Raw genomic sequence first — 20026 nt, forward strand, 5'->3', positions numbered from 1 at the left:
TGATGGGTTTCCTGAATCATCTGATCAACGGCGTGAGTCTGGGCAGCATCTATGCGATCATCGCGCTGGGCTATACCATGGTCTACGGTATTGCGAAGATGCTAAACTTTGCCCACGGCGATGTGATCATGGTGGGCGGATATATGTGCTTCTGCGCCACGACCTATCTGGGCTGGCCCGCTCCGGCGGGCGTACTGCTCGCGGTCGTTGTCTGCACAGCGCTTGGCGTTGTGATCGAACGGCTGGCCTATAAGCCGTTGCGCATGGCGCCGTCACTGGCGGTGCTGATTACGGCGATCGGCGTTTCCTATTTCCTGCAGAACGCGGCGCTGCTGATCTGGGGCTCGGGGCAGAAAAGCTTTACCTCGGTCGTAAAGGGCAGCCCGTTCCAGTTGTTTGACGGACAGCTTACGGTCACGCCGGTCACGCTGGTCACGGTGCTTGCTTGCATTGTTATCATGATCGTGCTGACCCTGTTTACCAACAAGAGCAAAATGGGTACGGCGATGCGTGCAGTTTCCGAGGACAAGGGCGCGGCGCAGCTGATGGGCATTAATGTGAACACGACGATCTCGCTGACGTTCGCCATCGGTTCCGGCCTGGCCGCGATCGCGGGTGTACTGCTGTGTTCGGCCTATCCGACGCTGATGCCGACGACCGGCTCGATGCCCGGCATTAAAGCGTTCACCGCGGCAGTGTTCGGCGGCATCGGCTCGATCCCGGGCGCGTTTGTCGGCGGCATCCTGCTGGGCGTGATCGAGATTTTCGCGGGCGCATATATTTCAACCCAGCTTTCCAACGCGATCGTATTCGCGGTGCTGATCCTCGTGCTGCTGGTCAAGCCGGACGGGCTGCTCGGCAAACGCGTGAGCGAAAAGGTTTAAGGGGGCGGCGCTGCGATGAAAAAGTTCAAGAAATATGCGGCCTCTAAGGCCGGACGCGATACGCTGCTGTCCTTCGGCATTGTGATCGCCGGCTACATCTACCTGCAGGTGATGGTGGCGACGGGCAATATCTCCAGCTTGCTGGAAAGCCTGCTTGTGCCGATCTGCGCGTATGTCATCATGGCGGTTTCGCTCAACCTGACTGTGGGTATCCTGGGCGAGTTGTCGCTCGGCCACGCGGGCTTTATGTCGGTCGGCGCGTTCGCGGGCGTCGTGACGACGACCTGCCTGGCGGAAGCGATCCCGTCCGCGCCGCTCCGGCTGGCGGTCGCGATCCTTGTGGGCGGTATCTGCGCTGCGGTCGCGGGCGTGATCGTGGGCGTGCCGGTGCTGCGTCTCAAGGGAGACTATCTGGCGATCGTCACACTCGCATTTGGCGAGATTATAAAAAATATCATCAATGTGCTGTATATCGGCCTGGACAGCACGGGACTGCACTTCAGCCTGCTCGAGCAGCGGTTTGAGCTGGCGGAAGGTGGGGAAATGATCATCAACGGGCCGATGGGCGTGTCCGGCGTATCCCGACTGTCGACCCTCACCACCGGCTTTGTGCTTGTGCTGATCACGCTGTTCCTGATTTTGAACCTGATTAACAGCCGCGCGGGCCGCGCGATCATGTCCGTGCGCGATAACAAGATTGCCGCGGATTCGATCGGCATTTCGACCACGCGGTATAAGCTGATGGCGTTCGTCATTTCGGCAGCATTCGCTGGTATGGCCGGCACGCTGTACGGCATGAACTACACTACCATTACCGCGGCTAAATTTGATTTCAACACCTCGATTCTGATTCTTGTTTTCGTCGTGCTCGGCGGGCTGGGCAATATCTGGGGCTCGATCATCGCCGCGTCGCTGCTGACGATCCTGCCCGAGGTGCTGCGTGAGGTCGGCGAATACCGCATGCTGATCTATGCGATCCTGTTGATTGTGATGATGCTGTTCAACAACTCGCCGCTTAAGGCGCGGCTGCTGGAAAAGCGCGGCATGAAGCAGATGAGCAAGCTGGAAAAGAACGGGAAGGAGGGCGCGTGATATGGCAATGCTTGAAGTGACTTCGCTGGGGATTTCGTTCGGCGGCCTGCGCGCTGTTGACGAGCTTTCCATGAAAATAGAGGAGGGCGGGCTGGTAGGCCTGATCGGTCCGAACGGCGCGGGCAAAACCACTGTGTTCAACATGCTGACCGGCGTGTACCGCCCGACGGATGGCGGCATCCGGCTGGACGGGCAGAACCTGATCGGGAAAAAGCCGCACGATATCTGCAAAATGGGCGTGGCGCGCACGTTCCAGAACATCCGCCTGTTTTCCAAGCTGACCGTGCTGGACAACGTAAAGACCGGCCTGCATAACGAGATCACCTATTCGTTAGCGGAAAGCCTGTTCCATGTCGGCTCCTACCGCAAAAAGGAACGCGCCATGAATGAACGCGCGATGGAGCTGCTGGGCGTGTTCGGGCTGGAAAGCGTGGCGGATTACCAGGCGGCGAACCTGCCGTACGGCAAACAGCGCAAGCTGGAGATCGCCCGCGCGCTGGCGACCAATCCCAAGCTGCTGCTGCTTGATGAGCCGGCGGCGGGCATGAACCCGAACGAGACCGCCGAGCTGATGGAGACGATCGAGGTCGTCCGTAAGCGCTTCGGCGTGACCGTGCTGCTGATCGAGCACGACATGAAGCTGGTTTCCGGCATCTGTGAATACCTGTATGTGCTCAACTTCGGCCGTTTGCTGGCCGAGGGGACGCCGGGCGAGGTGCTGAAAAATCCGGAGGTCGTCACGGCCTACCTTGGCGAATAAGGAGGGAAACGAAGTATGGCAATGCTGGAAGTAAAGGATATCAATGTGTACTACGGCCTGATCCACGCGCTGCGCGACGTTTCCTTTACGGTAAACGAGGGTGAGGTCGTCGCGCTGATCGGCGCGAACGGCGCGGGTAAAACTACGACGCTGCATACCGTCACCGGACTGTTGCCCGCCAAAAGCGGCACGGTGACGTTTGAGGGCAAAAACATCACCAGAAAGCCCGGGCATGAGATCGTCCGGCTGGGGATGAGCCATGTGCCGGAGGGCCGGCGGGTATTTGCGGGTCTGACCGTGCGTGAAAACCTGCGAATGGGCGCCTATACCCGACCGAAAGGCGAGGTTGAGGCATCTCTGGCGGAGGTGTACAAGCGCTTCCCGCGCTTGGAGGAGCGCAAAAACCAGGCGGCAGGCACGCTGTCCGGCGGCGAGCAGCAAATGCTTGCCATGGGCCGCGCGCTGATGGCAAAGCCGCGCATCCTGCTGCTCGACGAGCCATCCATGGGTCTGTCGCCGTTGTTTGTGGGCGAGGTGTTCAAAATCATTCAGGAGGTGTCTGCCGCGGGGACGACCGTCCTGCTTGTTGAGCAGAACGCGAAAAAAGCGCTCTCGATCGCGGACCGCGCCTATGTGCTGGAAACCGGAAGGATCGTAAAATCCGGCAAGGCGTCTGATCTGCTGAACGATGATTCCATCAAGAAAGCCTATTTGGGAGAGTAAGGGGGAAGCGCGAATGAAGCCGTATATTATCACGATCGCCCGCCAGTATGGGTCGGGCGGCAAAACGGTCGGCAAAATGCTGGCGAACAAGCTGGATATCCCGTACTATAATCGGGAGATTATCACGATGGCCTCCGAGGACAGCGGTATCAATGCCATGCTGTTTTCAGACGAACGACTCAAGCCCGACTTTTTGACCCGCCTGCGCAGCCGCTATAAAGGAGATACAAGCGTAATCAATGACTCCTCCAAGGCCTATCTGCGTGACAACGCGCTGTTCGACTATCAGGCGAAAATCATCTGCAAGCTGGCCGATCAGGGGCCGTGCGTGCTGATCGGGCGCTGCGCGGACTATATCCTCAAGGGGCGGCCGGACGTGGTTCGGGTGTTCGTCCACGCGGACGCGGCGTTCTGCCTGCAGGAGGCTATGAAAATAGATTCGATGCCGGAGGATGCGGTGGCCAGAAAAATCGCAGAGATCGACGAATACCGCGCCAAGTATTACAAGCACCACACGGGAAGCGACTGGTATGACGCGCGCAATTACGATCTGTCGCTCAACAGCGGTGTGCTGGGCTTCGACGGCGTGGTGGAAGAAATTGTGCAGTATATGCAGGTGCGTTCCCAATTCCAGAAATAAGGCTGCAGGTTGTGGCGGAATGACGCGGATTGCAAGCCACCCTGGGCGGTTCAGTATATCCGTTTTCGTGCAGCGTCGTGCGGCCGAATGCTATGAGATTCTAAAAAAGCCTTGTGCATCCGTGAAAAGATGCATAAGGCTTTTCTGTTGGGGGTACTGCTGTTGCGCATGACAATTGCAAAAAAAGAGAAAAAAGGCTTGACGAAAGCAAGGATATAGGATATAATATATCTCGTCCTCTGTGAGAGCAGCAGACTATGGAGAGTTGGCTGAGTGGTCGAAGGCGCACGATTGGAAATCGTGTAGGCGTGATGAGCGTCTCCAGGGTTCAAATCCCTGACTCTCCGCCAGAAATACGGCATTAAACTTTGGTTTAATGCCGTATTTTTTTGTATTTGAAGTCGTTTTCAGAACTTATTTTCAAGGTTAAAATCTATGCATATCAGATTGACCCTTATTTTGACCCTTATCGGGCGATTGTAGAACGGATAAAGCGCTCCATTCGCTCGGCGCTTTCGCGCCGCATACGGTCAGTGACATGTCCATAGACATCAAGGGTAAAGGCCGCGGAGTGGTGTCCCAAGTTCTCCTGCACTGTTTTGGGATCATCACCAGATTGAAATGATATTGTAGCAAATGTGTGACGCAGATCATGGAAACGAAGATTTGGTAGACCGATACCAACTGCAATCGCTTTGAAATTCTTATAAACAGTCCGTCTGCTCAGAGGCTGGCCCAGTTCATTAGTAAAAACCAGATCCTCATCATTATGCCATGCAGCACCAGCGCGTAGCCGCATTTCATTTTGTCTTCCGCGCTGCTCGCGCAGTATCTGCATAACAGTTGGGGCAGGGGTCACAGTACGAGATTTTCCGTTTTTGAGCGAGGTAAAATAATATCCGAAGTCTCCCTTGGTTTGCCGCTGCTGCAGCTGACGATACAGGAAAATCGTACCGCGTCGGAAGTCAACACAGTTCCAAGTCAATCCAAGGATCTCTCCCTGCCGCATACCGGTAAACAGATCGACCAGATATAAGGCTTCGAACCGGTGGCCTTTCACAGCATTCAGGAATAGCCCTACCTCTTCATCCTCCAAAGGGTGGATCGGCTGTCGCTCGCCGCGCGGACGGATGCAGGCATCTGCCGGATTGCTGCGGATCAGGCCGATATTGGCAGCCTGCTTGAGTGAACGATGCAGCACACCGTGGATGTTGATCGCCGTTTTGGGAGATAACCCTTTGCCGCCTTCTTCCTTGCTGCGCACCAACGAATTTATGAATGCCTGTATCATGACCGTGTTGAGTTCGGACAAACGGACATATCCAAATGCAGGCTTCAAATGGTTTTGAATAGTGATGCGATAAGAATACTTCGTATAGGGTTTCACGTTGTCTGTATATTCTTTCAGCCAAATATCCAACCATTGCCCCACTCTGCATCTGGAGGGCTCCAGATAACTCCCATCGTCTATTTCAGATGTGATTTTTCGTAAGCGCTCGCGCACCTCCTTTTGTGTTTTGCCATAGATGGACTTTTGAACCTGTTTTCCGGTACCCGGGTCGATGCCGACAGTATAGCGGCCTTCCCAGCGTCCATCTGAACGCTGACGGATGTTGCCGCTGCCCGCTGCACCGCGGGATTCCCGCGTGCTCATAAGCCGAACACTCCTTTCGTTTATATTTGAAAAACGGAAACAACTCCCGATTTTTCAGTTAAGTTTTCAGCCACGCTTCAAACGCTTCGAGAGAGATTTCCCCATTCTGGCACGCATCCCGGTGCTTTTTCGCCTCTGCCGTCCAGGCATTGAATTCTTCCCGCGTCATTGTCCCGTAGCGGATGCGGGCGTTATGGGTCTTGTAAGCGCGGTTATAGGCGCGGGTGATCGGGTTTCCAAGCAGCTTTTTCTGGTAGACACGCGCAGCTCCGACATCCCGGCAGGTCTTGCCCTTTTCATATTCACGGGAACAGTACTCTGTCCGGTCGCCGCCCGTTGCGGCAAACAGCTTGCCGCACAGCTGACAACGCTTGAAGCGAATCGCACGACGCAGATAGGTGGATTTGAGAAAAACGTACAGTTCCTGTACGGATTTGGGATAGCAGACTTCTGCCATTACCATCTGCTGCTCTGTGCTGTAAAGATACTCCGGATCCGTGTTCTCGGCCGGGGAGATCCAGCCGTTAAAGGCCGCACGTGTGCGGGCTGGAAGCAATTCCGTACGAACAGAGGGCAAGCGCATTGGCGTGCGTTTCCAGATCTCCCAATACCGGCGGTAAATATCCTCCGTTTCCGGGCTCAGGCAATCGAACAGAAGCGTGTGCGCATCTGCCCTGACTTTGTCCAGCTCATCGCGGAAATCGGTGACAATCGAAGGATCAATATTGTAGAAGCTTTTGAGCAGCAACGGCGCAAGCTGCATCACCAGCAGATAGAGAAAAGGATTATGCACATGCTGGAAGCGGAACAATATCTCGTTCCATTCCCCCATGTTTTCCTCTCCTACACGTTCTCTCTCTTTCAGATATTCGTAAGTTTCCTGTAAAATGGCTTCATCATCTTTCTGCCAGTTCTCCAGCAATTGGATCATGCTTTCTCCGTAAGAAAAGGTGTGCCGGTACTGCATGTGTATTGCATTGTCAAAGAACTCAACAACCTCCTGCTTTGCTGTAACATACACGCGAAGATGGCACTCGGACGGAATAATCTGCTTCACAGAAAATCATGCACCTCCATATAGAAATATTTATTTATAAAATGATTATAAACCTATTGACAAATCTTTTCAAGATGTTATTATAGTTCCATAGAACTATATTTCTATAATAGACTAAACACTCCGATTTGTCAACTGCAAAAGGGGGGGGGATAAATATGAAGCGGATGGCATATGAGGACTACCCTGACGTGCTGAATGCCGAGCAGCTTGCTGCGATGCTGGGCATCTCGCGCGCGGGCGCGTACCAGCTGATGAACCGCGCGGACTTTCCTACGCTCTGTATCGGCAAACGGAAATTGGCGCCCAAGGACAAGGTTCTTGCATGGATCGACCGCCAGACCGAGAACTGACATATTCGTAAGGTTTTCAGAAATTGGAACTTTTCCGGCCATTTCAGGCATACGGTACTTTTACAAAACCGGACGGTAATTTCACGGAAAGTGCACCTTTTCCTCAAAAAATGTAAACCGCCGAAAAGGTGCACTTTTGGAATTCTGTAATTCCGGACGGTAATTGCAAAAACACAGCTGAATCAGCCCGAGCTGGCATTCCAAGACCTTGGAGACGTTACAGGATTCCAGTGTTTGCAAACACACGCGGTTCCTCTTTACCGGTCCGTTTGCTGTACAACCGGGGCGGTACTGTTCTAATGTATCACGAACAAAAACGCAAGAAAGGAGGAGAGGCAAATGACCGATCCCACAAGGGCGGCATACGAATCCGCCCTGCATAAACTGAATGAATTATCCGAACGGCTTACAATCAGTAGAGAGAATGATGATTACCTGCACCGTCTCGCAAATACCGCACAAAATGTTGCCATTGCCGCACGCGAGGTATATGCAGAAGCCCGCGAAAAAGATCTCCTGTGCAGCAGGAAATCTTTTTCGCGGGCATGGGTGGGGGAAAGTATGGCACGGAGCAAACATGCATCCCTGCCGGACGGGTACTCGCTGGAAGTGAGGGAAGATGGTTCGGTGGTGATCCGGCTTCCGCTGCGGCTGTCCAAGCGGAGCCACGACAGTGCTTTCGTGTGCGAACCACTGGATACCCTGCTGGCCCGCCACGCATCTGCACTGCCCAGATTCCGGGAGTGCACGATAGAATTTCTCCATTGCTATTCTGCGTCGCATCATCCCGCCGATGTGCGCGACCATGATAATCTGGAAACACGCGCCGTGCTCAACGTCATTGAGCGGTATCTGCTCACCAGCGACAGCGGCATCTACTGCTCCAATATCCAGACAAGCTGCTGGGGAACGAAAGACCAGACGGTGATCCTGATCCGACCCGGCAAGATCCCGGTCTGTGAGGAGGCAGGGGATCATGCGGATTTTTAGAAACAGCGCCGCATGGATCCTGCTGCAAACCAGCGTCATCTTCGGGCAGCTGCCGTATCACGCTCTTAAATTAGTGATCAGCAACTACGAACTCATGCAGGATGCGTTTCAAAAGCTGTGCCGCGCAGGATACCTTGAGGTTGTCAAAGCGCCGGGGCACAAAAGTTTTTTCGCCACAGATGCCGGGGTTGAGACCTATTGCCGGATGCTGCATAAAGAGGGGCGCGCACCAATCAGGAAAAAGCCTGCGGGCACCCGCAATATCCAGAAAGCCATCCGGCTCAGCCGCATCAATGAAGCACGGATGTTTTTCGCCTTTCTCGGCCACGCATCATACCAGACCTCGCTGGAAATCAAGCGCGAGATGGAGAAAAAGGATGCCCGTAGCTCGGACAGTCTCAAATATTCCCGTTTCGTCGGCAAGATCAAGCGCGGCAAGCAGGTATCGCTGATCTACCATTTCGGAAACGGCAACCAGCGGCTCAACCCGAACGGCGAGAGCAATGCGTCGGTCTGGCTGCGCGAGCAGGACACGATCCCCTGTGAAAAGATCATCCTGACCGAGACGGAGAAAGGACTCGTGGACATTCTGGAATACTCCTTATGGGCGTTGAACAAAAGCAGCGACGCGCTCCGGCACATGCAGCTCAACTACTACATCTCATACGATGACAACGCAGTGCTGCTGCCGCTGACAATAGGTGCCGGATACTTCGCGCAGGCATTCGGCCGCGAGGACTGGCCGCAGATGCTGCGGTATCTGGAGGATAAGTCACGCCCTGCGGATGGCATATTCCTGTCTACGCTCGATGGCAGGTGGATGGATGTATTGGTTTACTTATCAAAGGAACTTACACCTGATGTACCCTTGACTTTTGCTGTGTGGGATTTCCAGATCCCGATCCTGCAGGAGCTGACTGACCGAGGGTTGCTGCCTAAAAACTGGCCGGGCATCTACTACCGCATAAAGGATTTTTGCCATGGAATGTCATATCGTCAAGATGCTTAGAGAAAATCTATATTTGAGAAGAAACATTTTTTCAATTATAAATATGTGGCTATCGTGCGAACGTATAGTTTGGTTGACGGAGGTCATAGAAGGATGATATAATGGAATCAATTCTAAAATAAAATGTTGTTAATATAATGTGAAATGGGGGATCGGTATGTCTCTGAAGCCCGGCAAACGCCAGCTCAAATCCGAGAAAAATAGGAACTTAATCTACAACTGTGCAATCAGGCTGTTTCGGGAGCACGGTTATCAAAAGGTATCCGTTGAGGATATTGTAGAGGCTTCTGGTACATCGGTCGGTACATTTTATCACTATTTCAAAAGCAAGGACGAACTGCCTGTCCTGTTTTTGACGACCTACCTGCAGCAATCATTTGATGAATATGAAGAGCGGGTGCTGGTTCCAAACCAGGAAAGCGATGTACCGGTTCTCCATCAGCTTTATGCATTCCTGATTTTTGCACAGGGGTTGCCACATGAGGGGGGCGAAGAATTCCTGCGAGCAGCAACCATTTATATGCTGCGCGAAGAGACTGGGCAAGTGGCGTATCACTATATACTCAATCCGGATCGATCCTATGCCCGCATCTGCCGTAAATTACTGGAGGAGGGCCAGAAAAAAGGGGAGATCCGCACGGACCGCACACCGGAGGAGTTATTCGAGATGATCAGCGTTTTTTCAAATGGCATTGACCAGCTTTGCTATTTGAATCACGATGAAATCTCTGTGACCGAGGTTTATGGTGGGATGTTGCAGGACTTTGTCGACCGGATGCTGGCGGCATAGAGGAACAAGACAAAAAACCAGAGGGAGCATTGCAAATATTTTGCAGTGCTCCCTCTTTGAATTGGTGCTCCAGTAGGAAAGTGCTTTTAGGTACTGGTGTAGATGGTGCGTCGCGCCCTATGTAATAAGTACAAAAGCACAAAGGGCAGACGCATTACAGCATCTGCCCTTTGTGGTTAAATGCTGGCATACAACTGACGCGCGAAGCGGATGAATAAATGACCGGCTGCAGCGAGCGGCTGATTTTTTTTGGCGAGAAACACACGGTTGGATGGATTTTGGCTGACAGTCAATGATTTACGATTCAATTCACGGGGAAGGTCATCCGTTTGGCTCAGGTAGAGCACCGTGACCGCCAGTCCGTGTTCTATCCAGAAGTACAACTGCGGCAGGCTACTGCTGACACAGCGGATCGTAGGCATAAAGCCTTCTTCCATGCAGAGCTGTGAAATCATATCACTGTCTCGATCAGTCAGGCAGAGCGGGACGTCACGCAGATCCGCAATGGAGATAGCCGCGCGGGTGGAGGGGAGCCATATATTGTCGGACGAGAAAACTACATGAGGATATTCCGGCACAGACAGAACTTCATCGAGCTCAGGCGGAGCTGAATGATGCAGGTCGGCAACGCCAATATCCACAAAGCCGTCCTGTACCATAGCTGCTACGTCACCAGCACTGCCAGTGTAGAGGGTATAACGCAAGCCGGGCGCATCCTGATTGCACAGCCGCAGGATGCGCTCGGTAAATTTCTGGGGCAGAGTTTGTGAAATTCCCAGCCGCAGCGTGCCACTTCCGTTTTGCGCACTGTCGAGGAGCTCGTGCTTCATATCCGTCTCCAATCGGCAAATTGCTTTACAGCGGGTGTACAGCACCCGCCCAGCCTCAGTGAGTTCTACACGGCGTGTGCTTCGTTTGAGCAACTGGACACCGAACTCTTCCTCCAGCATGCGGATCTGATTGCTGAGCGCAGGCTGGGCGATGCGCATCTGCCGGGCTGCGGCAGTGATCGTGCCGCACTCAACAACAGCAATGAAGTTCTGGAAGGTTTCAAGGCGCATGCAATCTACCTCCATTCGGTGGGTCTGTCAATTTTTATAGAATAATTATAGCATCCTTTGTGAAAAATGCAATCTAAAATCCATTCTATGTATGAAATATATAAGATAATATTATTAAATAGATCATTATAATAAGATTATTGTATTTGTTTATTTTAGAATTGATTCTATAATTTATATTAGAGTAAATAATTTGCTGCACACTTCATTCACACAAGGCAGCATGCTCACCATTCCACAAATCTGAGTTGCCGCGGCGGTGCGACAGCTCAAGACCGCTTCCCTGTCAGAGGGAAAAAGAAAACCCACACATCATGGCAAAAGGAAAAGGAGATTCGCTATGAACAAGTTTGCGCACGTTTATCCCGCAATGGTAACCCCGATGAATGAGGACGGCAGCTTTAACTTTACAGCTGCGAAAAAGCATGCGGACTGGATGATCAGCGAAGGTATTGATGGCTTGGGCATCCTGATGGCGGCCGGCGAATACCAGAGCATGTCGCTCGAAGAACACAAGGCCTATGTCCGTGAGATGGTGCCGTATGTCAAGGACCGTGTATCGGTCATTGTCGGTTGCTCGCGTGAGCGCCCTGAGGATGCAGTGGAGCTGATGGAAAATGCGCGCGAAGCAGGCGCTTCCGCCGCCATGGTGCTGCCCTCTTTCTACTATCACCCGACACAGCACGAGATCTACGAGCATTATAAATACATCAACGACCATTCCGGCCTGGACATCATGGTTTACAACAACGGCAATGTTACCACCGGCATCACCACCGAGACCATGCGCGAGCTGTATAAGCTGGAGCATGTCAAGATCGTTAAGGACGCTTCCATGATGATCGACGTGATGACCGATTACATTTTTGCAGGCGAAGAGGCAGAGGACGACATCGGCGTACTGTGCGGCTGCGACTATCTGCTGTATCAGGCATATGCGACCGGCGCGATCGGCTGGATCAGCATGACCGCAAACATCCTGCCCAAGCTGTCCATGCAGTTCCACAAGGCCATGCTGGAGGAGAAGGACTTTGAAAAGGGCCTGATGCTGTATAAAAAGCTCTATCCGGTGGTCAACATGACGGAACGTTTTGACCGGCCGACGCAGGCGGTCAAGTATATCCTGAAAGAGGTGTACGGCTTTGAAGAGGGCATCTGCCGCCGGCCGCGCCAGGGCCTGACCGAGGAGGATAAAAAGCTGGTGCTCGAGTGGAGCAACATCCGCGCGCTGTCCAAGGAATAAGCGGCGCGATCATTTGCGGACAAGGAGGGCTTCCCTGTGAAACAGACAGATTATTTGATTGTCGGCGCGGGCATTGTCGGATGCACCGCGGCCTATTTCCTGACCGAGCGCGGCAAAAAGGTAACGGTGGTCGACAAGGGCTATCCCTGTAACGAGGCCTCGGGCGTCAATGCGGGCGGCATCGAGCTGCTGCAGCAGCCGCCGAAATCACTGCCTTACCACAAGGAAGCCGCCGAGCTGTGGGATAAGTTTCAGAATCAGGACGGGATTGACGTCGGCTACCACCGCACGGGCGGCATCTATGCCATCCTGCTTGAGGAGGATCTGCACATGCTCGACGAGCAGGAAGAGAGATTCCGCGCCAATGGCCTGCCGGTCAAGCGGCTTGACCGGGAAACTATCCGCGAGATGGTTCCCGGCGTAGCGGACGACGTAATCGCTGCAAATTTCAGCCCGATTTCTGCCTATGCCAATCCGCTCAAGGCAGGACGGAACGTGCTCGAAGCGGCGAAGAAAAAGGGCGCGTGCTTTATGGATCACCAGCCGGTCAGCAAAATCGAACGCGCGGCAGACGGAAACGGCTACGATGTATTTACTGCAGACGATGTGATCCGTGCAGAGAAGGTGCTGGTCGCGTGCGGCATCCGCTCGCCTAAACTGCTCGACCCGCTTGGCGTACATATTGAATTCGCGGAGCAGCATAACATGATCACCGTCACCGAGAAGGCACCGCCCTTCCTGAACTATACGTTCACCACCCCGACGCTGACCATGAAGCAGACCGCGGAAGGTTCGATCCTGATCGGTGGCGGCCGCGAGGGCTACGGCGATATCAAGACCGGCGTTAAGGACGTATCGATTAACAATCTCTGCTTTAATGTCCGGGAGGCACAGGCGATTCTCCCTTCGATCAAAAAGCTCAACATCCTGCGCAGTTGGTCGGGCTTTGAGGGCTTTACGCCCGACCGCCTGCCCTGGATGGGTGAGGTGGAAAACTATCCCGGCGTGTACTATGCGGTCACCGGCTTCTGCGGCTTTGCACTTGGCCCCGCAGTCGGCATGCGCGCATGCAAAATGATGACCGGCGAGGCGTAAGCGCGGCGACGCAGCGAAGAAATAGGAGGAGTTCATATGTCCAGAATTGAACATCATGTTATTTTGGGTGATTTGGAGCCGGGTACCCAGGTCTGGATCACTGTAGACGGGAAAAAGATGCCCGCAAGGGCGGGCGAGCCCATCCTGTCCGCGCTGCTGGCAAACGGCGTGAAGGTTCAGAACATCAGCATCAAGAAGCATGAGCCGCGCGGCTATTTTTGCGGAATCGGTCGTTGTACGAACTGCGTGATGACAGTCAACGGCGATCCCAACGTCCGCACCTGCGTTACCCCGGTGGAGGACGGCATGGTAATCGAGACACAGGACGGCCTTGGCAAATGGGAGGGGTAAAGCATGAATAAGGAAGTTGAGATCCTGGTTGTCGGTGCAGGTCCCGCAGGGCTTTCCGCCGCAATCGAGGCCGCACGGTACGGCGCAGATGTGCTTGTGGTGGATGAAAACAGCAAGCCGGGCGGCCAGCTGTTCAAGCAGATCCACAAGTTCTTCGGTTCCCGCCGCCACCATGCAGGCGTGCGCGGCGTGGATATCGGCAACGAATTGCTGGACGAAGTGGAAAAGCTGGGCGTGGAGGTCATGCTGAACACGGTTGCCTACGGCATATACCCAAACGACGAGGGTGTGGCCCTTGCTGTGGATGGCGAGACCGGCATGATTGTACACCCTCAAAAAATCATTATGGCGACGGGCGCATCGGAAAATCCTCTGGCTTTCCCGGGCTGGACCCTGCCCGGCGTGGTCGGCGCAGGTGCAATCCAGACCATGATCAACGTCAATCGCGTGCCAGTCGGCGAGCGGGTGCTGATGATTGGCTCGGGCAACGTCGGCCTGATCGTTTCCTATCAGTTGCTGCAGTCGGGTGCTGAGGTAGCGGGCATTGTTGAGGCTGCGCCTCAACTGGGCGGCTATGGCGTACACTCGGCCAAAGTACGCCGTGCAGGTGTACCGATCTTTACCGGCCACACCGTGCTCGAAGCTGTTCCGAACGAGGACAAGAGCGGCATTGTCGGCGCAGTCATCGCAGAAGTGGACGACAAGTTCCAGCCTGTCAAGGGTACAGAGCAGTTCATTGCGTGCGACTGCATCGGCATCGCGGTGGGATTGACACCGGATATCGCGCTTCCCGCCATGGCGCATGTGGAGTTTATTAACGCAGGCCGTCTGGGCAGCCAGGTCCCGATGCACGACCGCGATATGATGACAACCCAGGATGGTATTTACGTTGCAGGTGATGCTTCCGGCGTGGAAGAAGCCTCCTCGGCGATCGAGGAAGGTAAGCTTGCCGGCATTGCTGCGGCGCAGTCGTTGGGCAAGATCAGCGAAGCAGAGGCGGCGGAGGCTAAAGCAAAGGTGTGGGAATCGCTGAACCAGCTTCGTACCGGTCCTTTCGGTGCAGGCCGCGCGCAGGCAAAGGAGCAGATCATCCGGCAGATGGAGGATTGGAAGGTGAAGCAGCATGCTTGAAAGAGACGGCTTTTTGGATATTGACGAAGTGAAGGATATACCGGGTTTCCCGGGGATGGAGGTCCTGTCGCAGAAAAAGTGCGTGGTCATTGAATGCGCGCAGAATATTCCGTGCAATCCATGTGAGGCGCTGTGCCCGCACCATGCAATCACAGTCGGTGAGCCGATCACCAATCTGCCGGTTGTGGATAAGGACAAATGCGTGGGCTGCGGCCTGTGCGTAGCCGGCTGCCCGGGACAGGCGATCTTCCTTGTGGATCAGACTGCGGAGGATTTTGACACGGTGACCCTGCCGTATGAATACTACCCGCTGCCCGAAAAAGGGCAGGAGGTATACGGCCTGAGCCGGGACGGCCGCTTCCTGACCAAGGGTGAGGTCATTCGCATGGTGATGAGCAAGGTCAACGACCGGACGGCTGTGGTTGAGGTCAAGGTACCCAAGGGATTTGGCATGCAGGTACGCGGCATCTCGGTTGACGGGAAGCGGATCGCCTCGGAGGAGGCGCTGCAAAAGCCCTCGGATGCCGTGCTGGCCGAGGCCAACGAGGATAATATGTATGTCTGCCGCTGTGAAGAGATCACTAAGGCAGAAGTGATCGAGGCAGTACGCAACGGCGCGACCAGCGTCAACGAGGTCAAGCGTGTGCTCCGCCCGGGCATGGGCTTGTGCCAGGGGCGCAACTGCCATAAGACGATCGAGCGTATTATTGCGCAGGAACTGCATGTTCCGCCCGCACAGGTGCCGCAGGCGACCAAGCGCGGCCCGGTACGTCCGGTCAAGGTGACGGCATATACTTCGCTCGACGTGCAGGCCAGTGAGCAGTTCTATGAGCACGACTGGTAATTTTCAAAACACAGGTTCCCTCATCTGTGCAAGGCGGGAGAAAACAGCGGGAAAGCACAGGCTTTTCAGATGGATCGCTGTTTCTCCCGCATGCATGAAATGAGGGGACGCACATAAAGGAAAGGAACAGCAGATGGAGACCAAAATCGTCAAAGCCGATGAGGCAAAAATCTTTCTGGAAGGCGTAGAGGTGTGCCGTGAGTATTTCCACACGGAGAAGATCACCTTCGGCACCTCTGAGCTGATGCCCGGGCAGACAGGAGCAGTAGATCTTGGGCATGCCGCCTCGCATGAGGTGTTCTATGTGGTGAAAGGCACCGTGCTGCTGCGTTGCGGCGAAAAACTCTACGAGCTGCATGAAGGCATGGCGCAGCTGATTCCGCCCGGTGAGCCGCACCAGCTGACCAATATCAGCGAAGAAAAGTGCATTGTAAGCTGGAGCCTCGCCCCGAGCGAGTTTTAATGATAGAATAGAAAGCGAGGATGCATTGCTTTGAAACCCGAACTGATTATTATGCTGACCAACAACGATATCACAGTCACCAATGCGGCGGATGTTTTTGACACATGCAAGGATCTGCCTGCGCAGCACTGGGGCTTCAAAGATGTTGGCCTGAGCAAGGATGAAATGATCGCGCTCAACCGAAAAATGAAGGATGCGGGTAAGACCACCTATCTGGAGGTTGTCACCTACACCGAGGAGGGCTGCGTGGAGGGCGCAAAGCTCGCCGGCGAATGCGGCTTTGACTATCTGACCGGTACGGTGTATTATCCGGCAGTCAAGCCGGTGCTCGAGCAGTACAGCATGAAATACCTGCCTTTTCCTGGCAAGGTCGGCGGCAGCCCGGTTGCGCTTACCGGTACGATCGATGAAATCGTGGCGGACAGCGTGCGGCTGATCGAAGCGGGGGCGGACGGTGTGGATCTGACCGCGTTCCGCTACACAGACGGCGATCCGATGGAATTGGCCTATGCGGTCGGCAATCGTATCGGTATGGATAAGCTGACCATAGCGGGCAGCATCAGCAATACCGCACGCATGGATCTGATGAACGAGCTGGGCTGCAAGGCGTATACCATGGGCAGCGCGCTGTTCGGCGCCAACTTCGTCAAGGGTGGCTCATTCCGCGAGAATCTGGAATTTGTGCTGCACTATCTGGAAGGGAAATAAGCTATGAAATATTATGTCGGTATCGATATGGGGACCCAGAGCATGCGCGGCTATCTGTTTGACCCGGAAAGGGAGTTGGTCGCGCAGGCCAGCAGCGAATATCTTCCCGTGTACCCGCAGGCCGGCTGGGCGGAATGCGATGCAAACCTTTGGCTGGATGCGTTGGGGCATATTCTCGCGCAGATCAAAGAGCAGGGCAGGATCACCGCAGAGGATATCGGCACAATCGCGTTTGCCTGCATTGACGCTTCCATCGTCCCTGTGGACGAAAACTGTGTTCCAATCGACAACTGCATCATCTGGATGGACAGCCGCACCGGCGAACAGGCCGACCGGCTGCGCCAACGGATTTCAGAGGAGGATGCACTGACGATCTCCGGCTCGCCCATCACACCATTTCAGGATGTTACCAAGATCATGTGGATCCGGGAGAACAAGCCGGAGATCTACCGCAAGGCGCGGTATTTCTGCGAAGCGACCGCGTTTTTCGTGGGCTATCTGACCGGTACGCCGGTCAACGGATACTGCGGCGCGTCCTATACACAGTTGTTTGATATCCGCTCGTGCACCTGGTCGGAAACGATATTTGAAGCAGCAGAACTCGACATGGACAAAATGTTTGAGGTCAGAAGCGCATATGAGGTTGCAGGTACCATACGTCCGCAGCGCGCAGTTGAATTCGGTTTAAGCGAGCATACACGGGTCGTCGTGGGTGACAGTGACCATCAGATCGCTATGCTGGGCTCGGGTATGAAGCAGCCCGGTCAAGTGATGGATATCAGCGGCACGTCCACCTCGATTTCCACCTACATCACCAAACCGATATATGACCCGGTTGGCACTATGCTGACGCATATTTCCGCGGATGGTAAGTACTGGACGCTGGAAAATGCATCGCTGATCACGGGCGGCAACCTTCGCTGGTATAAAGATACACTGGCGCGGTGCAGCTATGAGGAGATGGACGGCGCGGCGCTTTCGGTTGCGCCGGGCTCGGATGGCCTGCTGTTCCTGCCGTTTTTGCAGGGACAGATTACCCCGGCGGCGAACAGCAGTGCGCGCGGCGTGTTCTTCGGATTGACCATGAACCATGGCCTGCCGCAGATGACGCACGCGGTATATGAAGCAAATGTTTTCACCATCCGGGACTGCATCGAAGTGATCCGGGCATCGGTCGGCAACCCGGAAGTGATTATTGGCACGGGCGGCGGTACGCGCTCTGCGTTGTGCAACCAGATGAAGGCGGACTGCCTTGGCATCCCGTTCCAGGTGATGGAGTCGGAAAATGCGACCGGCATCGGCGCAGGTATGCTGGCGGGCGCGGCTGAAGGGCTGTTTTCCACGCCCGAAGACGCAATCGACCGGTATGTGAAGAAAGGCCAGCTGTACGAGCCGGACCCGGCGAAAAAGTCCGCTTATGATGAGGCGTATGGTGCATACCTGAACTGTCAGGCATCCTGCCAAAGCCTGTTTGCGCGGTATCAGAATGAAGCATGAGTAAATAGCGAAAGATATTTCCCCAATTCCCCGGCAAATAAGAGAGAGAGAAACAGGTATGTTCGACAAGGAGGGAAAACATGGAAGCAATCAGTAATGTTATCACGCAGCTAAACAATTTTGTATGGGCGGATCCCATTATTTTTCTGATCCTTTTGTCAAGCATTTATTTAACCATCCGGCTGGGCTTTGTGCAGGTGCGCAATATCCGGCATCAGGTCCACCTGCTGTTCAATACGAGCAGTTCGGACGCAGGTATTTCTCCGTTTGCCACCTTCTGCACGGTCGTCGGCTACCGCGTCGGCACAGCAAATGTGGCGGGCGTTGCGGTCGGCGTATGGAGCGGCGGCCCGGGCGCGATTTTCTGGATGATGGTCACCTCGATCCTCGGTACGGCGATCTCCTATGCGGAATGCAGTCTGGGACAGGTGTATAAGATCAAGCAGGACGGCGAATACCGCGGCGGCGCGTACTACTACATCCAAAATGGTCTGGGATGGAAGGTTCCAGCGCTGATCTATGCTATGCTGACGCTGGTATGCGTGCCAATCCTGACGGTTGCGCCGCATGCCAATTCGATTACGACCGGTTTCCAGAACAGCCTGGGTATCCCGCTGTGGGTTAGCGGCCTGATCGCTGCCATTCTACTGTTCATCGTCATCTCGGGTGGCATCAAGCGCATCGCAGCGACCGCAACCTATATCGTGCCGGTTATGACACTCGGCTTTGCGCTGATGACGCTGGTCATCCTTGTCTCCAATCTCGGAGAAATCCCCGGTGTATTGGGAACGATCATCACAAGCGCGTTCGGCACGAACGCCATCTACGGCGGTATGCTCGGCAGCGCGGTTTTGTGGGGCGTCAAGCGAAGCGTGAACTCCTCGGGCGCCGGCATGGGCGAGGCGGTTCCGGCCGCATCTGCCACCGAATGTGCGCATCCGGGCGTACAGGGGCTGGTCAATTCGTTCAGCGTGTTCATCGATTTGTCTGTGTGCCTGTGCACTGGCCTGATCATCCTGCTGACCGACTGCTTCAACGTCAAGTCGCCTGACGGTACCGTACTGCATATCGGCCAGGGTTCGGCCATCATGGCAGAGCAGGCCGCACAGGACGCGGCGGGTATCGTATGGACGCAGGAGGGCGTTGCGACCATTCTGCCGTCAATCGGCAGCATACTGATCGCCGTGTTCCTTTTCTTCTTCGCCTTCACCACGGTTCTCAATTACTATTATCAGGGCGAGACCGCAATTGCCTATCTGCTGCGCAAAAAAACGCTCAAAACCCGTCGCGTATGTATTTGGGCGCTGCGCTTCGTGATGCCGTTGGTATTCTTCTTCTTTGCGATCCAGACCTCGGCGAGCAGCTTTGCAGCAGGTGAGCTGGGCGTTGGCCTGATGGTATGGTTCAACGTTATTATCCTGCTGATCATGTCCAACACGGTTATCAAGGTCTATAAGGATTACCGGTCGCAGTACAAGTCTGGAAAGGAGCCGGTATTCAACCCGCAAAAGCTCGGCATCAAGAACGCTGATCTATGGATGGACATCAACAAGGATCGCTTGACTGAGACAGAGCAGGCGCAGGAAAGCAAGACAAGTTAAAACTCCATATACATCCCTTTCTGTGAAGAACCGCGGCGTACATTGCGCCGCGGTTCTTTTCTGCAAAAGGGTGTATTTGG

The 20026-nt window shown here is 54.5% G+C and carries 21 protein-coding genes and 1 tRNA gene; 19 read left to right on the forward strand and 3 right to left on the reverse strand.

Translation table 11 applies throughout. The annotated features are described in order from the left end of the window. Nucleotides 1–2: 2 nt before the first annotated feature. The 6 genes from DBQ51_RS12585 to DBQ51_RS12610 all read left to right on the forward strand — a co-directional run bounded on the left by DBQ51_RS12585 (nucleotide 3) and on the right by DBQ51_RS12610 (nucleotide 4449). Complete coding sequence (locus DBQ51_RS12585; RefSeq protein ID WP_054326506.1) at nucleotides 3–884, forward strand: branched-chain amino acid ABC transporter permease; 882 nt, start codon at nucleotides 3–5, stop codon at nucleotides 882–884. A 15-nt stretch (nucleotides 885–899) separates the two neighbouring features. Further along, nucleotides 900–1976, forward strand: a complete 1077-nt coding sequence (locus DBQ51_RS12590; protein ID WP_054326430.1) for a branched-chain amino acid ABC transporter permease — start codon at nucleotides 900–902, stop codon at nucleotides 1974–1976. Between the two features lies 1 nt (nucleotide 1977). Beyond that, nucleotides 1978–2736, forward strand: a complete 759-nt coding sequence (locus tag DBQ51_RS12595) for an ABC transporter ATP-binding protein (RefSeq protein ID WP_107631714.1) — start codon at nucleotides 1978–1980, stop codon at nucleotides 2734–2736. Nucleotides 2737–2751: 15 nt separating this feature from the next. Beyond that, on the forward strand, nucleotides 2752–3459 hold the full coding sequence (locus DBQ51_RS12600; RefSeq protein ID WP_054326431.1) for an ABC transporter ATP-binding protein: 708 nt from the start codon (nucleotides 2752–2754) through the stop codon (nucleotides 3457–3459). Between the two features lie 13 nt (nucleotides 3460–3472). Beyond that, nucleotides 3473–4099 carry a cytidylate kinase-like family protein gene (locus tag DBQ51_RS12605; RefSeq protein WP_054326432.1) on the forward strand — a complete coding sequence of 209 codons (627 nt, stop codon included), beginning with the start codon at nucleotides 3473–3475 and terminating at the stop codon, nucleotides 4097–4099. A 259-nt stretch (nucleotides 4100–4358) separates the two neighbouring features. Next, a tRNA-Ser gene (locus DBQ51_RS12610) sits at nucleotides 4359–4449 on the forward strand. A gap of 116 nt (nucleotides 4450–4565) precedes the next feature. On the opposite strand, the gene DBQ51_RS12615 is transcribed toward DBQ51_RS12610, so the two are convergent. Together DBQ51_RS12615 and DBQ51_RS12620 are read right to left on the reverse strand one after the other, a co-directional pair. Then, complete coding sequence (locus tag DBQ51_RS12615) at nucleotides 4566–5753, reverse strand: tyrosine-type recombinase/integrase (protein WP_107631715.1); 1188 nt, start codon at nucleotides 5751–5753, stop codon at nucleotides 4566–4568. A 58-nt stretch (nucleotides 5754–5811) separates the two neighbouring features. Further along, nucleotides 5812–6810 carry a DUF6076 domain-containing protein gene (locus tag DBQ51_RS12620; protein ID WP_107631716.1) on the reverse strand — a complete coding sequence of 333 codons (999 nt, stop codon included), beginning with the start codon at nucleotides 6808–6810 and terminating at the stop codon, nucleotides 5812–5814. A 158-nt stretch (nucleotides 6811–6968) separates the two neighbouring features. Between DBQ51_RS12620 and DBQ51_RS12625 the strand changes: the two genes are divergently transcribed. The 4 genes from DBQ51_RS12625 (at nucleotide 6969) to DBQ51_RS12640 (ending at nucleotide 9952) form a co-directional block, all read left to right on the forward strand. Beyond that, nucleotides 6969–7163, forward strand: a complete 195-nt coding sequence (locus DBQ51_RS12625) for a helix-turn-helix transcriptional regulator (RefSeq protein ID WP_107631717.1) — start codon at nucleotides 6969–6971, stop codon at nucleotides 7161–7163. A 339-nt stretch (nucleotides 7164–7502) separates the two neighbouring features. Then, nucleotides 7503–8153 (forward strand): DUF6100 family protein, encoded by a 651-nt coding sequence (locus DBQ51_RS12630; RefSeq protein ID WP_107631718.1) that lies wholly within the window; start codon nucleotides 7503–7505, stop codon nucleotides 8151–8153. Beyond that, complete coding sequence (locus DBQ51_RS12635; protein ID WP_107631719.1) at nucleotides 8140–9162, forward strand: hypothetical protein; 1023 nt, start codon at nucleotides 8140–8142, stop codon at nucleotides 9160–9162. Before DBQ51_RS12630 ends, DBQ51_RS12635 begins: the two co-directional genes overlap by 14 nt. A 139-nt stretch (nucleotides 9163–9301) precedes the next feature. Then, nucleotides 9302–9952, forward strand: a complete 651-nt coding sequence (locus tag DBQ51_RS12640) for a TetR/AcrR family transcriptional regulator (RefSeq protein WP_159068181.1) — start codon at nucleotides 9302–9304, stop codon at nucleotides 9950–9952. Between the two features lie 176 nt (nucleotides 9953–10128). Here DBQ51_RS12640 and DBQ51_RS12645 read toward each other — a convergent pair whose 3' ends face one another. Next, nucleotides 10129–11013: a LysR family transcriptional regulator gene (locus DBQ51_RS12645; protein WP_159068182.1), complete on the reverse strand. Its 885-nt coding sequence runs from the start codon at nucleotides 11011–11013 to the stop codon at nucleotides 10129–10131. Between the two features lie 340 nt (nucleotides 11014–11353). Here DBQ51_RS12645 and DBQ51_RS12650 point away from each other — a divergent pair, with 340 nt between their 5' ends. From DBQ51_RS12650 to DBQ51_RS12690, 9 genes are all read left to right on the forward strand, one after another. Then, nucleotides 11354–12256 carry a dihydrodipicolinate synthase family protein gene (locus DBQ51_RS12650; RefSeq protein WP_107631722.1) on the forward strand — a complete coding sequence of 301 codons (903 nt, stop codon included), beginning with the start codon at nucleotides 11354–11356 and terminating at the stop codon, nucleotides 12254–12256. A gap of 36 nt (nucleotides 12257–12292) precedes the next feature. Then, nucleotides 12293–13351, forward strand: coding sequence for an NAD(P)/FAD-dependent oxidoreductase (locus DBQ51_RS12655; protein WP_107631723.1), 1059 nt, complete (start codon nucleotides 12293–12295; stop codon nucleotides 13349–13351). Nucleotides 13352–13387: 36 nt separating this feature from the next. Next, nucleotides 13388–13702, forward strand: a complete 315-nt coding sequence (locus tag DBQ51_RS12660) for a (2Fe-2S)-binding protein (RefSeq protein WP_107631724.1) — start codon at nucleotides 13388–13390, stop codon at nucleotides 13700–13702. 3 nt (nucleotides 13703–13705) lie between these two features. Beyond that, on the forward strand, nucleotides 13706–14833 hold the full coding sequence (locus DBQ51_RS17245; protein WP_107631725.1) for an NAD(P)/FAD-dependent oxidoreductase: 1128 nt from the start codon (nucleotides 13706–13708) through the stop codon (nucleotides 14831–14833). Then, nucleotides 14826–15677 (forward strand): (2Fe-2S)-binding protein, encoded by an 852-nt coding sequence (locus tag DBQ51_RS17250; RefSeq protein ID WP_107631726.1) that lies wholly within the window; start codon nucleotides 14826–14828, stop codon nucleotides 15675–15677. Before DBQ51_RS17245 ends, DBQ51_RS17250 begins: the two co-directional genes overlap by 8 nt. A gap of 133 nt (nucleotides 15678–15810) precedes the next feature. Further along, on the forward strand, nucleotides 15811–16140 hold the full coding sequence (locus DBQ51_RS12675; RefSeq protein ID WP_107631727.1) for a cupin domain-containing protein: 330 nt from the start codon (nucleotides 15811–15813) through the stop codon (nucleotides 16138–16140). A gap of 30 nt (nucleotides 16141–16170) precedes the next feature. Then, a complete protein-coding gene (locus DBQ51_RS12680; RefSeq protein ID WP_107631728.1) occupies nucleotides 16171–16848 on the forward strand; it encodes a hypothetical protein in 678 nt (225 codons plus the stop codon). A gap of 3 nt (nucleotides 16849–16851) precedes the next feature. After that, a complete protein-coding gene (locus DBQ51_RS12685; RefSeq protein WP_107631729.1) occupies nucleotides 16852–18345 on the forward strand; it encodes a xylulokinase in 1494 nt (497 codons plus the stop codon). A gap of 80 nt (nucleotides 18346–18425) precedes the next feature. After that, nucleotides 18426–19946: an alanine/glycine:cation symporter family protein gene (locus DBQ51_RS12690; RefSeq protein ID WP_107631730.1), complete on the forward strand. Its 1521-nt coding sequence runs from the start codon at nucleotides 18426–18428 to the stop codon at nucleotides 19944–19946. Nucleotides 19947–20026: the final 80 nt, after the last annotated feature.

This window comes from Agathobaculum massiliense (genome assembly GCF_900291975.1).
Classification (GTDB): domain Bacteria; phylum Bacillota; class Clostridia; order Oscillospirales; family Butyricicoccaceae; genus Agathobaculum; species Agathobaculum ammoniilyticum.

What these genes read in the sequence shown, in the direction of transcription:
- DBQ51_RS12585 (WP_054326506.1), top strand. Translation starts at nt 3, where the DNA reads ATGGGTTTCCTGAATCATCTGATCAACGGCGTGAGTCTGGGCAGCATC.
- DBQ51_RS12590 (WP_054326430.1), top strand. Translation starts at nt 900, where the DNA reads ATGAAAAAGTTCAAGAAATATGCGGCCTCTAAGGCCGGACGCGATACG.
- DBQ51_RS12595 (WP_107631714.1), top strand. Translation starts at nt 1,978, where the DNA reads ATGGCAATGCTTGAAGTGACTTCGCTGGGGATTTCGTTCGGCGGCCTG.
- DBQ51_RS12600 (WP_054326431.1), top strand. Translation starts at nt 2,752, where the DNA reads ATGGCAATGCTGGAAGTAAAGGATATCAATGTGTACTACGGCCTGATC.
- DBQ51_RS12605 (WP_054326432.1), top strand. Translation starts at nt 3,473, where the DNA reads ATGAAGCCGTATATTATCACGATCGCCCGCCAGTATGGGTCGGGCGGC.
- DBQ51_RS12615 (WP_107631715.1), bottom strand. Translation starts at nt 5,753, where the DNA reads ATGAGCACGCGGGAATCCCGCGGTGCAGCGGGCAGCGGCAACATCCGT.
- DBQ51_RS12625 (WP_107631717.1), top strand. Translation starts at nt 6,969, where the DNA reads ATGAAGCGGATGGCATATGAGGACTACCCTGACGTGCTGAATGCCGAG.
- DBQ51_RS12630 (WP_107631718.1), top strand. Translation starts at nt 7,503, where the DNA reads ATGACCGATCCCACAAGGGCGGCATACGAATCCGCCCTGCATAAACTG.
- DBQ51_RS12635 (WP_107631719.1), top strand. Translation starts at nt 8,140, where the DNA reads ATGCGGATTTTTAGAAACAGCGCCGCATGGATCCTGCTGCAAACCAGC.
- DBQ51_RS12645 (WP_159068182.1), bottom strand. Translation starts at nt 11,013, where the DNA reads ATGCGCCTTGAAACCTTCCAGAACTTCATTGCTGTTGTTGAGTGCGGC.
- DBQ51_RS12650 (WP_107631722.1), top strand. Translation starts at nt 11,354, where the DNA reads ATGAACAAGTTTGCGCACGTTTATCCCGCAATGGTAACCCCGATGAAT.
- DBQ51_RS12660 (WP_107631724.1), top strand. Translation starts at nt 13,388, where the DNA reads ATGTCCAGAATTGAACATCATGTTATTTTGGGTGATTTGGAGCCGGGT.
- DBQ51_RS17245 (WP_107631725.1), top strand. Translation starts at nt 13,706, where the DNA reads ATGAATAAGGAAGTTGAGATCCTGGTTGTCGGTGCAGGTCCCGCAGGG.
- DBQ51_RS17250 (WP_107631726.1), top strand. Translation starts at nt 14,826, where the DNA reads ATGCTTGAAAGAGACGGCTTTTTGGATATTGACGAAGTGAAGGATATA.
- DBQ51_RS12675 (WP_107631727.1), top strand. Translation starts at nt 15,811, where the DNA reads ATGGAGACCAAAATCGTCAAAGCCGATGAGGCAAAAATCTTTCTGGAA.
- DBQ51_RS12685 (WP_107631729.1), top strand. Translation starts at nt 16,852, where the DNA reads ATGAAATATTATGTCGGTATCGATATGGGGACCCAGAGCATGCGCGGC.
- DBQ51_RS12690 (WP_107631730.1), top strand. Translation starts at nt 18,426, where the DNA reads ATGGAAGCAATCAGTAATGTTATCACGCAGCTAAACAATTTTGTATGG.